Origin of the sequence: Mycobacterium scrofulaceum (assembly GCF_002086735.1) — a bacterium.
Classification (GTDB): Bacteria; Actinomycetota; Actinomycetes; order Mycobacteriales; family Mycobacteriaceae; genus Mycobacterium; species Mycobacterium scrofulaceum.
The window spans coordinates 1-12,686 of record NZ_MVIJ01000019.1 but is presented as its reverse complement, the minus strand read 5'-3'; the positions used below and the strand labels follow the sequence as shown (position 1 = coordinate 12,686).

Sequence of the window (12,686 nt, the reverse complement as noted above, 5' to 3'; positions counted from 1 at the left end):
CCATGCGCAAAGATCAGGGCAGCAATCGGTGGGAGTTGGTCACCTGCGCCGTCGCGGGGCACGCCACCTACGCGCCCGACGAAGAGGATCTCGCCGCCCGGTTGAGCGGCACCACCGGGCTCGGAGAGGTGTGGCGCTGTCTGCGCTGCGGTGAATTCACCGTCGGTGAGCCGCACGGGCGGGGCCGGCCCGAAGACGCGCCGATGATCATGCGCGGCAAGGCTTTACGTCAGGCCATCATCATCCGCGCGCTCGCGGTGGAGCGCCTGTTCCGGGCGGTGGCGATCGCGCTCGCGGCCTATGCGGTGTGGAAGTTCCGCGGAGCACGGGGAGCAATCCAGGCCACCCTCGACCGCGACCTGCCGATCTTCCGGGCCGCCGGGTTCAAGGTGGATCAGATGACCGCGGTTCACGAGCTGGAAAAGGCGTTGGCCGCCAAGCCATCCACGCTGGCCCTGCTGACCCTGATGCTGGCCGGCTACGCGCTGCTGGAGGTCGTCGAAGGCGTCGGCCTGTGGTTGCTGAAGCGCTGGGGCGAATACTTCGCGGTGATAGCCACCTCCGTGTTCTTGCCGTTGGAGATTCACGACCTCGCCAAGGGCATCACGATGACCCGGGTGGTCACCTTCACCATCAACGTGGCCGCCGTGCTCTACCTGCTGTTCTCGAAACGCCTGTTCGGGTTGCGGGGCGGCCGCGCGGCCTACGACGAGGAACGCCGCGGCGAGCAGCTGCTCGACGTCGAGAAGGCCGCCGCCCGGACCTGACGTCAGGCCGGCGCCTGCCTCGGGTGGATGAAGATGCCTTCCGCTTCGACCGTGACGCCGTCCGCATCGGCCAGGTAGCCCACCACGAACGCCTTGACGCCCTCGGTGCGCTCGATACGGGCCTGCGCGCGCAACGGCCGCTCCAGCGCGGTGCGGCGCCGGTAGCGCAGTGTGAGGGTGCCGGTGTAAGCCGGCCTTCCGGGCTGGTGCGCCGCCGCGCCGAGCACGTGGTCGAGCACCAGCGCACAGACACCGCCGTGAACGTGGCCCGGCGGCCCCTCGTAGGCGGCGCCCAGCGTGAATCCCGACCACACCAGGCCGTCGGCGTCGTGGTGGACCACCAGCGGCGGCGCCAGCGGGTTGCGCACACCGACGACCGCGTTGCCCCACGCGATGGTCTGACCGTCGGGCAGGTGGCGCACGCCCACCGGCCCCGGCTGCGCCGTCTCCGCCAATTCCGCTGCGGCCGCGTCGATCTTGGCCCGCGCCGCCGCCGCTGCGGCGGGCTCGGCCTCGGTGCGGATGCTGACGTCGATGAGCCGGCGGATCGACGCGGCGAGCGGCGCGTAAACCGACTCGAGCTGGCTGAGGTCGACGCAGGGCGTGTGGTCATGCATCCCGGCAACCTAACAGGACCCCGACTGGTAAGAACGGAGCGATGGGAACCTATGCGGTCACCGGGTCGGCGTCCGGGATGGGCCACGAGACCACGCAGCGGCTCAGGGCCGACGGGCACACCGTGATCGGCGTCGACATCAAAGACGCCGACATCGTCGCCGACCTGTCGACGCCGCACGGACGCGAGCTGGCCGCCGCCGGCGTGCTGGCGGCCTGCGGCGGCAAACTCGACGGCGCGGTGCTGGCCGCCGGGCTCGGGCCGGGCCCCGGGAGAGAGCGGCTCCGCCAGATCGGGCAGGTCAACTATTTCGGCGTCGTCGAGTCCCTGGTGGCCTGGCGACCGGCGCTGGCCGCGGCCGACCGCGCGAAAGTGGTGGTCGTGGCGAGCAATTCGACGACGACCGTTCCGCTCGTCCCGCGCCGCACGGTGAAGGCGTTGCTCGCGCACGACGCCGACAAGGCGCTGCGCTCGGTGCGGCCGTTCGGCCCGGGCGCCCCCACGATGATGTATGCGGCGTCGAAGATCGCCGTCAGCCGTTGGGTGCGGCGGCACGCGGTCCTGCCCGAATGGGCGGGGTCGGGAATCCGCCTCAATGCCCTGGCGCCGGGCGCGATCATGACGCCCCTGCTGCAGGAGCAGCTTGCGACGCCCCGGCAGGCCAAGGCCGTACGGTCGTTCCCGGTTCCGCTCGGTGGCTTCGGCCAGGCCGGGCACATGGCCGACTGGATGTGTTTCATGCTGTCCGAATCCGCCGAATTCCTCTGCGGCAGCGTGATCTTCGTCGACGGCGGGACAGACGCGTACTTCCGCCCCGACGATTGGCCCAAAGCGCTTCCGGCGCGCGGGTTGTTGGGCTACCTGCGGCGGTACCGGCGTTCGCGCAGTCTGTGACCGGAGGCCGGCGCTTGGGCGGTTTCCACCCATTGCCGGCCGCCGACTGTGGGGCTTAAGTACCTGAACCGCCGTGAATTCGTCCATAGCCCCCACACTCGATCGGTGTGACGGCCGGGCGGCGCTCCCGCCGGATGTGTGTCCCGCCACAAAGGGGCTTTTCGTGGCGTTTACCCCGGCGCGGCGCATCCGTAAAGCGGCTCGGGTGCAATTCAATGAGTCGGCGCCCAGGCCGAACTGACGAAGGATCGAAACCGTGGCAACACTGCCGTCGTGGATCAGCCGAAGACCCGCCAACGTCGATGTGGTGACCCCGATCAAGGCGCGCGCCTGTGACGCTTGGCAGGCGGTGCGCGGGAGCGGGCCGCGCCGGCCGCACCCGGGGGTCACGCTGATGCGGCGGGGGGCCGAGCGCTGCTGACGGCGCCAATCCGCCTCGCCCGCCAACGGCCGCACTGCCAACGCCGCCTACTGTGGCGGAACCGCTGAGCCCGCCCCGCGCTCGCGTTCGCGCCGGCGGGCCCGCGAGGCGCGCAGGTTGGCGGCGTTGCCGCACGTCTTGACGTCGTGCCACACCCCGCTGTTGTTCTTGGAGCGGTCGTAGAACGTCGACCCGCACCGGTGGTTGCGGCATTGCTTGACGCGTCGCCAGGTGTCGGCCTGCTGGCTGAGCAGAATCTCGGCCCATAGCGCCGAGGCCAGCCAGCGCCAGCCGCCGCCGCTGGGCTCCAGCCACACCTCGCCGTCGCCGGAGACCACGAGAGACGCGGGAACGGAGGTCGTTGCGCCCGGCGGCGAGTCGCCGGCCACCAGTGCGTCGAGCCTGTCCCGCAATGCCCGCAGCTTGGCCAGGTCGGCGTCTTCGAGCGTGGGCGCTGGCAGGTCCACGCCCCGGGCGGCCGTCCAGGCCCGCACCGCGCCCGCGACCCAGTCGCCGGCGCGCGCGGCGTCGGCGAGCAGGTCCGGGCCGTAGCCCTCGATTCCCCTGGTGTTGAGGAAGTCCTGAACCAAGCCGAGGCCCGCCGGCGCGGTGCTGACGCCGTATCGCTGTGACGCAGGCCATGAAATAGACATAACTAAAACATACTTGACTATGTCGACACCGGCAACTACGGTGACATAATCAAAATAGATTTACCTAAGTCAGGGAGTGTGGATCATGGTCAACATCAACGGATCGACGGTCGTGGTCACCGGCGGCCAGCGCGGACTCGGCAAGGCCATCGTGGACGAGTTGTTACAGCGCGGGGCGGCCAAGGTTTACGCCACGGCGCGCGCACCCCGGCCCAGCGCGGACCCCCGGGTGGTCAGTGTGGCGCTGGACGTCACAAAGCCCGAGTCGGTTGCGGCCCTGGCCGTCTCGGCTTCCGACGCGGGCATCGTCATCAACAACGCCGGCGTTCTCGGCGCCCCGAAGCTGCTCGACAGCGACATCGAGGAGGTTCGGGCCGTGTTCGAGACGAACTACTTCGGTGCGCTCCGGGTTGCCAAGGCGTTCGCGCCGATCCTGGCCGCCAACGGGGGTGGCGCCCTGGTCGACATCGCCTCGATCCTGTCCTGGATGCCCGGCTCCGGCGGGTACGGAGACTCCAAGGCGGCCCTGTGGTCGACGACGAACTCGCTACGGGTCGAACTCGAGAAGCAGGGCACCCTGGTCGTCGCCGCGCACCTCAGCTTCACCGACACCGACATGGCGTCCGGCTTCGACGCGCCCAAGAACGATCCGCGCCAGGTAGCGCGCGCGATCGCCGAGGGCATCGAGCGGGACGACACCGAGGTGCTCGCCGACGACGACACCCGCTACGTCAAGGCGGCGCTGTCCGGGCCGGCCGAGGCGCTGCCCCGGATGCCGTGAGCATGAAGGTCTGCCCGAAGGCAGGTCCCCGTCTTACGACGGTGGGTCAAGCAGGCCCTTGCGGATGGCCTCGCCCAAAAATGGGCTTGCTGCACTTCGGGCAGACCACCGGGTTGCCCCGGCATCCACCACGGTCGCACCCCGGAGGCCGGCGCATCGACGGCCGAAGGTCCCCGGCGGTTCGGCCGAAGGTCACATTCACACCGGGCGGTGCCGGCGGTCGACGTGTTTGGATGGCGATATGTCCGACACGGAAGCCGAACGCATCGTGAGCGCCACGCGGGTCATCGCGGCCAACGCCGCGCGGATCTTCGAACTGATCGCCGACCCCGCCCGTCAGCCGAGTTGGGACGGCAACGGCAACCTCGCCTCGTCCGCCCCGGGACAACGAGTCCGGGCGGTGGGCGACGTGTTCAAGACGACGTTGACCAACGGTGCAGTGCGGGAGAACCACGTGGTGGAATTCGTCGAGAACAGCACAATCGCCTGGTGTCCCGCCGAACCCAGGAAGCAGCCGCCCGGTCATTTGTGGCGCTGGGAACTCAGCCCGGTGAACGCCGAACTGACCACGGTGACCCACACCTACGACTGGACGGCGCTGAGCGACCCGACCCGTCTCGAGCGCGCCCGCGCGACGACGCCGGACATGCTGCGCGAGTCCATGGACCGGCTCGCCGTCGTCGCGCAATCCCCCGACGCGGGCTGAGGCGGGCGGCTCAGCCGTTCTTGGCGCGCACCCACTGCACGGTGCCGTAGTTCTTCACCCGCACGCTGACGAATCCGTGGTCTTCCAGGATGTCGCCGATCTCGTCGTCGTCGAAGACGTGTGCCCCGACGTTCGGCAGCCTCTGGAAGAGGCGGGCGGCCGGACCGACGGTGGGCACCATGACGGCCAGCCTGCCCCCCGGCCGCAGCACCCGTGCCATCTCGCCGAGCGCGGCCGCCGGACTCGGAACCAGCTGCAGCACGGCCGTCGAGACGACGGCGTCGACGGTGTCGTCGCGCAGCGGAAGTCGTTGCGCGTCGGCCTTGATGAAGCCGACCTGCGGCCCCGCCTCGTTGCGGACGGCGCGCTCGAGCATGGGCTCGGAGATGTCGATCCCCAGGGCCAGCCCCTCCGGGCCGGCCGCGCGTGCCAGCGATGCGGTGACGTTGCCCGGGCCCGAACCGACGTCCAGCGCGACGCCACCCGGCGGGATGTTCAGCCATTCGAGGGGCGTCTGCCACGCGCCGATCAGCCGCCGCGACAAGGCTTGGGCGTTGTCGTAGAGCATCGACCCGATCGGCGACGCCCAGGCCGCCTGGATCGGCCCGGTGTTCTTCGCGACGTCGCTCTTGCCGGAATCGCGGCCGAGCAGATCGAGGTAACCCCTGCTCACGTCGGGATCCGCCGGCGGGTCGGCGAGCAGATCCAACGCTCGCCGCAACGCGGGAGGCGGCGAGACGTGCACGTCGGTCATGCGTACTCCTTCACCAAACATCAAGCCGTGCGCCGGAACTCGGCCGGGAAGCCGGACGCATCGGTCCGGGCGCCCCCTGTTGGCAGCCTACGCCGCGGTGCGGTTGGTCACCGCCGGACGATGGCGTGGTCGCGCACCAGGGAGTACAACCGCCACTGGCCCGGCACGCCCTTGAGGGCGGTCTCGCCGCGGTCGCCGAAGCGGTGCCGCGATCCGGTGACGATGTCGCGCAGGGTGGAGGACACCAGCACTTCGCCGGGGCCGGCGAGCGCCGCCACCCGGGCGCCGATGTGCACGGCCATCCCGGCGACGTCCTTGCCGCGCACCTCCACCTCACCGGCGTGAATGCCCACCCGCACCTCGATGCCCAGCACCCGGACCGCGTCGACGATGGCGTCGGCGCAGGCGATCGCGGCGCTGGGGCTGCTGAACGTCGCGACGAAGCCGTCGCCGGCCGTGTTGACTTCGCGCCCGGCAAACCGGAGCAGCTCGTGGCGGACCAGGGTGTCGTGGTTGTCGAGCAGGTCGCGCCAGCGGTGATCGCCGAGCAGAGCGGCGCGCTCGGTGGAGCCGACGATGTCGGTGAACACGATCGTGGTGAGCAGGCGCTCGGCGTCGGAGGCGCCGCGCACGCCGGTGATGAATTCCTCGATCTCGTCGAGGACCGGGGCGGTGTCGCCGACCCAGTACAGGGCGTCCCCGCCCGGCAACTCGACGAGGCGCGACCCCGGGATGTGTTCGGCCAGATAGTGGGCGTGTGCCACGGGGCTGAAGTCGGGGTTGTCGCGATGCAGGATCAGCGTCGGCACGGCGACGCGGGGGAGCCGGTCGCGGACGTCGCCCTCCCGGATCTTGTTGATGAAGGCGCGGGCCATGCTGGGCGACGCGGCCCGGTTGCCGGCCATGTCCCACCACGAGCGGAACGCGGCGTCGCCCGCTACGGAGGGCGCGATGATGCCGAGCATGTCGAACCCCTGCTCGACGGCGTCGGGCTCCATCCCCACCGTCGTGAAGCGGTCGGCGTCGTCGAGGTCGCTGCCGATGGGGTAATCGGGACCCCGCAGTGTGCGCGCCGCACCATTGGCTATCACCAGGCTGTTCACCCGGTCGGAATGGTCGGACGCGAGGACGACTCCGGCCAGCGACGTGAAACCCGGGGCGAAGATCGTCGCGCGCTCGCATCCCGCCGCGTTCATGACAGCGATCGCGTCCTGGGCCCACGATTCCGGCCCGAGCATGTCCAGCGACGCCATCCGGGATGAGAGCCCGATCCCGCGCTGGTCGAACCGGATCACCCGGCAGAACGACGCCAGGCGGCGATGGAATCGGTACATCGACGGCTCGAGGTCGACGCAGTCGATCGGGATCAACGGGCCCGGCAGCATGAGCAGGTCGACCGGGCCATCGCCGAAGACCTGGTAGGCGATGTCGATCTCGCCGCAACTGGCATACCGGGTCCGCGGAGCCGCAGAACTCCCAGCCACAGATTCAGGCTAATGCAGGTCACCGACATGCCGGAACCGGTCAGCGGCCGATGATCGGGACCAGGTAGCGGGCGGCGTAGTCGCGGACGGCCGCGGGATCCGACGTGTCGAGGCGGTCGGTGGGGAAGACGATGATGCCCAGCGCGACGCGAAGCAGGATGTCGGCGATGTTGTCCAGGTCGGGCCCCGGATTCTCGGCCCCGCAGCGGCGCAGCGTGTGCGCGATGCCGTCGGCGAACTGGCGGATCGGGAGGACGTCCGAGCGGGAGAACATGCCGAGCAGCTCGGGTTCGCTGTCGGCGATCCGCGAGTACAGCGGCGAATCCTGGACCAGGCGCACCCCGAGCGCGAACGCCTCGATCACGGCGTGCCGCGGGTCGCAGCCGGCCGTGGCCCGGTCCAACGTGGTGAAGAACGATTCCGCCTCGCGGCGCACCACGTGTCCGAACAGGTCGTCCTTGGTGGGAAAGCGCCGGTACACGGTGCTGCGGCTGACACCGGCGCGGGCCGCGACGTCTTCTATGTTGGCTCGGCGCACGCCGTAGGTCTCGAACACGGCGCGGGCGGTGTCCAGGATGGTGCGGTCGAGGTCGGTGAGTTCGCCGAGATCGCCGCCAAGGCTGTGGTTCGGCATGGATCACGACCCCCACGGCAATCTCGGCATGCACTTGCTAGGCTTTGACACAAAGATACGGTTTTGTGTCTTTGACTCGCAAGGACGTACATCGCTCGGGGGGAGGGGAGCATGACGGCCCACGACGACGCGTCGACCGCCCGTCTCACGGCGGGCGCCCGCTTCGACACCGGTGTGCGGGAGGCCTTGCCGATGCCGGTCGACGGGCCGGCCGGCGGGACGGACGCCGTCGCGCGGCTGGGGCCGGGGTCGCTGATCTGGAAGTTCTACGGCGACAACCGCACCCAGTTCTTCGGGTTCCAGCGCACCGCCGGCGTCGAGAACTGCATCGAGCAGCTCGCACAGGGCGTGCTCGACCATTCGGTGGTCTTCAGCGACACTCTGGGCCGGGCCAAGCGGACCGCGCCGCCGCTGATGAAGACCGTCTACTCCGACGAACCCCGCGAGTGGGGCCGCAGGGTGCGCGATTTCCACAAGAGCATCAAAGGGACGATCAGTGACGGATCGCGGTATCACGCGCTGAACCCCGAACTGTTCTACTGGGCGCATGCCAGCTTCGTCGACCAGGTCATCTACAACACCGACACCTTCGTTCGCCGGTTGTCGCGTGCGGAGAAGGAGCAGATCTTCGACGAGGGCAGGGTGTGGTACGCCCTCTACGGTGTCAGCGACCGCGGCCAGCCGCAGACCTACGACGAGTTCCTGGCGTACTGGGACGAGATGCTCGAGCGATTCGTCCCCCACAAGACCGTCCTGTACGGCACCGGCTACATCAGGAAAGGGATTCCCGGCCCGCGCTGGATCCCGAAACCGGTGTGGAAGCTGGTTTTCGCGCCCCTCAACGCCTACACCCGCCTGGTTCTGGTCGGAACCATGCCACCCCAGATGCGCGAGGTTTGCCAGCTGGAGTGGAATGCGAAGAAGGAGAAGCGGTTTCAGCGGTTCGCCGCCGCCATGCGCGCGCTCAACCCGCTGATCAACCGGCTCCCCGTCGCGGCGATCTACACGCCCTGGGCGGCCAGGGCGTGGCGCCGGTCGGGCGTCGACCCGCGCCGGCTGCACAACCGCGCCGCTTAGCGCGACGCACCGTCAGCGGCGGCGTTCGGCGGCGGCGATCCCGCCTTTGAGGAGTTCGTCGATGACCTTCTTGAGCACCGGCAGCATCAGCCGGTCGACACCGGGAACTTTCAGCGTTGTCCGCAGATGCCAGCTGACCTCGGTCCCCATCTCTGTTTCGCGCAGCCGGATCGTGCCGATGTGGTTCCGGGTCGGTGCGCCGGAGAGCATCTTGTACGCGTAGCCGGTGGGTCGCTCGTACTCGATGATCTCCTCCACGAACGGCGGCCCGAACGCCGCCAGACGCCTGATCGCGCCGACACCGTTCGGTGCCGGGGTCCCCTCGCGGTCGAGCGTGCTGCGCCGGATTGCCCACATGTAGTCCGCGATCCCGCGGTGGTCGGTCATGGCGTCGAACACGGTCTCGATCGGCGCGGTGGAGGTCCGGGTCAGGGTGAACTCGATCATTCGCACTCCGTGCTGTCCGCCGCCATATGATTCGTCCCCTCTCGCTGCAGTGAACATAGCCCAGAGCGCGTTTCACCGGCGATTCCGCCGCGCCCGGCCCCGAAAGTGAACAGCGGGTACACGGCGCCGAAAATGCGTGCGAAGTAAGCCAATACGGCGGCGGGCGCTTGGCCAGCGGTTGCGGATGGGCGAGGATCTGTTGATATGGCCGGTATCGACTTCTCGTTGTTGGACGTCCCGCGATCGGACCCGGTCGAGGATCCCGGGGCCTACCTGCGCGCGGCGATCGCGTGGCACTTCGGCGCGGACACCGGATCCCCATTCTGGTTGCGGACCGCCGCGACGCTGGACTTCGATCCGTTGACCGTCGTGCACTCCTACGCCGATCTGCGGCGCTTCCCCAACCTCGTCAACGAATTGCGCGGGGTGCCGGTGGAGGACCTCATCCCGCGCGGCTACGGCGAACCGCGTCCGGTCCCCCAGGTATTCGAATCCGGCGGTACCACCGGCGCGCCGAAACGGACTGCGCAGCTGCCGGATTGGGTCGCGCAGGTGGTGCGCTGGCAGACCGAGGATTTCGCCGGCGGCGGGTTTCGCCGCGGCGAGGGCTTCCTGTGCCTGATGCCCAGCGGCCCGCACGGGGTGGGCTATTTCTCGCGGCTGGTCTCCGAGCGGCTCGGCGCGACGTTCCACGCCATCGACATCGATCCCCGCTGGGTGAAGAAGCTCGCCGCCCGCGGCGCCGCCACCGAGGTGGCCGCCTATGTAGACCATGTCGTCGAGCAGGCCGTGTTCGTCCTGCGTACCCAGAACGTCGCGAACCTGCACACCACCCCGCCGCTGCTGGAGGCCATGGCCCGGGACGACCGGGTGGTGGATCTGATGAACGACAAGATCCGCTACCTGTTGCTCAGCGGGGCGCACGTGGACGCCGACACCCTCGACCTGCTCCGCGACATCTTCCCGGCGACGACGATCACCGTGGCCTTCGGCAGCACCATGGTGCTCTCCCAGGCGGTCACCCGAACCGGTGATGACGACGCGTTCGTGTTCGACCCGCGGACGCCGTACGTGGTGTTCTGGGTGGTCGACCCGGACACCGGCGAACGGGTGCCCTACGGGCAGACCGGGCAGGTGGTGATGCACCACGTCAGCAAGGGCATGTTCATCCCGAACAACCTGGAGCGCGACCTGGCGGTCAGGGTGCCGGGACCGGCGGGCGAGCTCAGCGACTCGGTCAGTGCGGTCCGCCCGGTTCCGACCTTCGAGGGCGAGGCCGTCATCGAGGGCGTGTACTGATCGTGGTGGGCGAATGGGCCGGTGCCGCGGCCGATTTGGTGGCGATCGATGCGCTGGGCCTTGGCGAGCAGTACCGTACCCGCCGCCGCGAGGTCCTGCTCAGCACCGCCGGCGCCGCGGTCGCCGAGCTGAGCATCGTGCCGCCGCTGTACGTCTCGCGCACCCTGGCCGGGCAGCGCAAGGCGGCGCCACTGCCCGTCGGGCAGCGCGCGGCCGCGCTGTCGGCGGCCGCGGGCATCTTCATCGACGGCGTCGTCGCCGGGCTGGACTTCGAGGGCTACGTCGGGTTGGCCAGCCGGATTTCCGGGCTGCCCATCGCGGTCACCCGCGCCGGGGCGCGCGGCGTGGCGGACGCCGTCGGCGGCGCATTCGACGCGGTCCGGCCGGCCCGCCCGATGGGCGCCACGCTCGATTGGCGCGACGAACGCACCCGCCGGGGAGGCGCGGTATGGGCGCGGCGTGGGGAGGTGTTCGCCGTGCACGCGGCGGGAAACGGTCCGGGCGTGCACGGCCTGTGGCCGCAGGCCCTGGCGCTGGGCTACCGGGTTGCGGTGCGGCCGTCGCGCCGTGAGCCGCTGACCGCCCACCGGCTGGTGCACGCGCTGCGGCAGGGCGGCTTTCGCCCCGAGGACGCCGTCTACCTGCCGACCGACCATGCGGGCGCCGACGAGATCATCCGGTCGGCCGACCTCGCCATGGTGTACGGCGGGCAGCGCGTCGTCGACAAGTACGCCGCCGACCCGACGGTGATTGTCAACGGCCCCGGGCGCAGCAAGATCCTGATCACCGCCGACCAGGATTGGCGCGAGCACGTCGACCTCGTCGTCGACTCGATCGCCAACCTCGGTGGGATGGCCTGCGTCAACACCACCGCCGTGCTGTACGAGGGCGATCCCGCCCCGCTGGCGCGGGCGATCGCCCAGCGGCTGGCGGCGATCACGCCGCTGCCCACCGACGACGAGCGCGCGATCCTGCCCACCCAGCCCGTCGGAGACGCCCGGGCCCTGGCCGAGTACCTGGCGGCCAAGGCCGCCGGGTCGGCGCCGGTGCTCGGCGCCGAGCAGGTGGTCGCGGACCTCGGCGACGGCTACGCGGCCCTGCGCCCGGCCGTGCATCTGCTGGCCGCGCCCGACCCGGACAGGCTGAACGTCGAGCTGCCCTTCCCGTGCGCGTGGGTCGCGCCCTGGTCGCGCGACTCCGCCATCGAGCCGTTGCGGCATTCGTTGGTGCTCACCGCGCTCACCGATGACGAGCGCCTGATCGACGGCCTGCTCGCCGAGAAGACGATCGCCAACGTGTACTTCGGACCCCACCCGACCTGGTACGCGGCCCCCGCCATCCCGCACGACGGCTTCCTGGCCGACGCCCTGATGCGCAACAAGGGCTTCGTCCACCGGTGACCGGTGGCCCGAAAGTCAGACCGGGCCGGCCCCGCCGCCGTCCGGGCGGGGCACCAGGGTGGGCGGAACGCGTTGGCCGGGCTGGGGCCAGTTGCTGAACGCCTCGGCGTAGCTGTGGCTCATCACCTCCAGCACGGTGCCCCAGGGGTCGGCGGCGTAGGCGAGCGTCCACGGACGGCCCGGCACGAACTCGTACGGCGCCGCCAGCAGCGCCCCACCATGGTCGACGACGCGATCGGCCACGGCTTGCACGTCGGGGTGCGTGATGCAGAGATGCCACAGCCCGCGGTCGAACCACGGCTCCCGCTCGTGCGGCCGCCCCGTCGCGCGCGTCGGCGGATCGATGAATTGAAAAAGCTCGATCCCCACGGAATTCCCTGTCAGCAAGTGCGCCTGCCAGGCGCGGCGAAACCCGCTGCCGAAGACCGAACCCGCCTCCGGGTTGCCGGCGCCCTCCAGCACGCGCGGTCCCATGATGCAGCGAAATCCGAAAACCGCGCCGTACCAGTCGATCGCGGCGTGGATGTCCGGGACCGTGACCCCGACATGGTTGATGGCGAGCGCTGCCGCTCGCTCGGTCGGCATCGTCAGCGCGTCACGCGTCGAGCGACGAACTCACCAAGGGCGCTTACCACTCAGCTGCCGAAGCCGCCGGTGGATACCTGGGTCGCCGGGGCGCCGGTCCCCCCGTCGAGGTGGCTGGAGGCGAAGGCGACGCCTTTGTCGATCATGGCGCCGTCGTCGGCGTAGGTG

Annotated in this window: 15 protein-coding genes and 1 pseudogene; 8 read left to right on the top strand and 8 right to left on the bottom strand. The window is 70.0% G+C overall.

What is annotated here, in order from left to right; translation table 11 throughout:
• The first annotated feature begins 2 nt into the window (after window positions 1–2).
• Entirely contained in the window at window positions 3–767 is a 765-nt protein-coding gene (locus BST44_RS14145; protein WP_083177733.1) for a DUF2127 domain-containing protein, read from the top strand.
• A 2-nt stretch (window positions 768–769) separates the two neighbouring features.
• Here the strand turns inward: BST44_RS14145 and BST44_RS14140 are convergent, their stop codons facing one another.
• Window positions 770–1,384, bottom strand: coding sequence for a PaaI family thioesterase (locus BST44_RS14140; protein ID WP_083177732.1), 615 nt, complete (start codon window positions 1,382–1,384; stop codon window positions 770–772).
• A gap of 41 nt (window positions 1,385–1,425) precedes the next feature.
• Between BST44_RS14140 and BST44_RS14135 the strand changes: the two genes are divergently transcribed.
• Together BST44_RS14135 and BST44_RS30420 are read left to right on the top strand one after the other, a co-directional pair.
• Window positions 1,426–2,277 (top strand): SDR family oxidoreductase, encoded by an 852-nt coding sequence (locus BST44_RS14135; protein ID WP_083177731.1) that lies wholly within the window; start codon window positions 1,426–1,428, stop codon window positions 2,275–2,277.
• 256 nt (window positions 2,278–2,533) lie between these two features.
• On the top strand, window positions 2,534–2,698 hold the full coding sequence (locus BST44_RS30420; RefSeq protein WP_167380203.1) for a hypothetical protein: 165 nt from the start codon (window positions 2,534–2,536) through the stop codon (window positions 2,696–2,698).
• Between the two features lie 47 nt (window positions 2,699–2,745).
• On the opposite strand, the gene BST44_RS14130 is transcribed toward BST44_RS30420, so the two are convergent.
• Window positions 2,746–3,288, bottom strand: a complete 543-nt coding sequence (locus BST44_RS14130; protein WP_083177803.1) for a CGNR zinc finger domain-containing protein — start codon at window positions 3,286–3,288, stop codon at window positions 2,746–2,748.
• Window positions 3,289–3,436: 148 nt separating this feature from the next.
• Here BST44_RS14130 and BST44_RS14125 point away from each other — a divergent pair, with 148 nt between their 5' ends.
• Window positions 3,437–4,132, top strand: coding sequence for an SDR family oxidoreductase (locus BST44_RS14125; protein ID WP_083177802.1), 696 nt, complete (start codon window positions 3,437–3,439; stop codon window positions 4,130–4,132).
• 241 nt (window positions 4,133–4,373) lie between these two features.
• On the top strand, window positions 4,374–4,838 hold the full coding sequence (locus BST44_RS14120; protein ID WP_083177730.1) for an SRPBCC family protein: 465 nt from the start codon (window positions 4,374–4,376) through the stop codon (window positions 4,836–4,838).
• Window positions 4,839–4,848: 10 nt separating this feature from the next.
• Here the strand turns inward: BST44_RS14120 and BST44_RS14115 are convergent, their stop codons facing one another.
• From BST44_RS14115 to BST44_RS14105, 3 genes are all read right to left on the bottom strand, one after another.
• Entirely contained in the window at window positions 4,849–5,592 is a 744-nt protein-coding gene (locus BST44_RS14115; RefSeq protein ID WP_083177729.1) for a methyltransferase domain-containing protein, read from the bottom strand.
• 107 nt (window positions 5,593–5,699) lie between these two features.
• Window positions 5,700–7,076, bottom strand: coding sequence for a bifunctional lipase/adenylate cyclase LipJ (lipJ, locus tag BST44_RS14110; protein WP_083177728.1), 1,377 nt, complete (start codon window positions 7,074–7,076; stop codon window positions 5,700–5,702).
• A gap of 40 nt (window positions 7,077–7,116) precedes the next feature.
• Complete coding sequence (locus tag BST44_RS14105; RefSeq protein ID WP_083177727.1) at window positions 7,117–7,710, bottom strand: TetR/AcrR family transcriptional regulator; 594 nt, start codon at window positions 7,708–7,710, stop codon at window positions 7,117–7,119.
• Window positions 7,711–7,821: 111 nt separating this feature from the next.
• Between BST44_RS14105 and BST44_RS14100 the strand changes: the two genes are divergently transcribed.
• Window positions 7,822–8,787 (top strand): oxygenase MpaB family protein, encoded by a 966-nt coding sequence (locus BST44_RS14100; RefSeq protein ID WP_083177726.1) that lies wholly within the window; start codon window positions 7,822–7,824, stop codon window positions 8,785–8,787.
• Between the two features lie 12 nt (window positions 8,788–8,799).
• Here the strand turns inward: BST44_RS14100 and BST44_RS14095 are convergent, their stop codons facing one another.
• Window positions 8,800–9,234 (bottom strand): SRPBCC family protein, encoded by a 435-nt coding sequence (locus tag BST44_RS14095; protein WP_083177725.1) that lies wholly within the window; start codon window positions 9,232–9,234, stop codon window positions 8,800–8,802.
• Window positions 9,235–9,438: 204 nt separating this feature from the next.
• Between BST44_RS14095 and BST44_RS14090 the strand changes: the two genes are divergently transcribed.
• Window positions 9,439–10,533 (top strand): AMP-binding protein, encoded by a 1,095-nt coding sequence (locus BST44_RS14090; protein ID WP_083177724.1) that lies wholly within the window; start codon window positions 9,439–9,441, stop codon window positions 10,531–10,533.
• 35 nt (window positions 10,534–10,568) lie between these two features.
• Entirely contained in the window at window positions 10,569–11,933 is a 1,365-nt protein-coding gene (locus tag BST44_RS14085) for an aldehyde dehydrogenase family protein (protein WP_083177801.1), read from the top strand.
• 15 nt (window positions 11,934–11,948) lie between these two features.
• On the opposite strand, the gene BST44_RS14080 is transcribed toward BST44_RS14085, so the two are convergent.
• Together BST44_RS14080 and BST44_RS30915 are read right to left on the bottom strand one after the other, a co-directional pair.
• Complete coding sequence (locus tag BST44_RS14080; protein WP_083177723.1) at window positions 11,949–12,518, bottom strand: VOC family protein; 570 nt, start codon at window positions 12,516–12,518, stop codon at window positions 11,949–11,951.
• 50 nt (window positions 12,519–12,568) lie between these two features.
• Window positions 12,569–12,686 (bottom strand): annotated as a pseudogene (locus BST44_RS30915) (cutinase family protein); the annotation flags it as partial.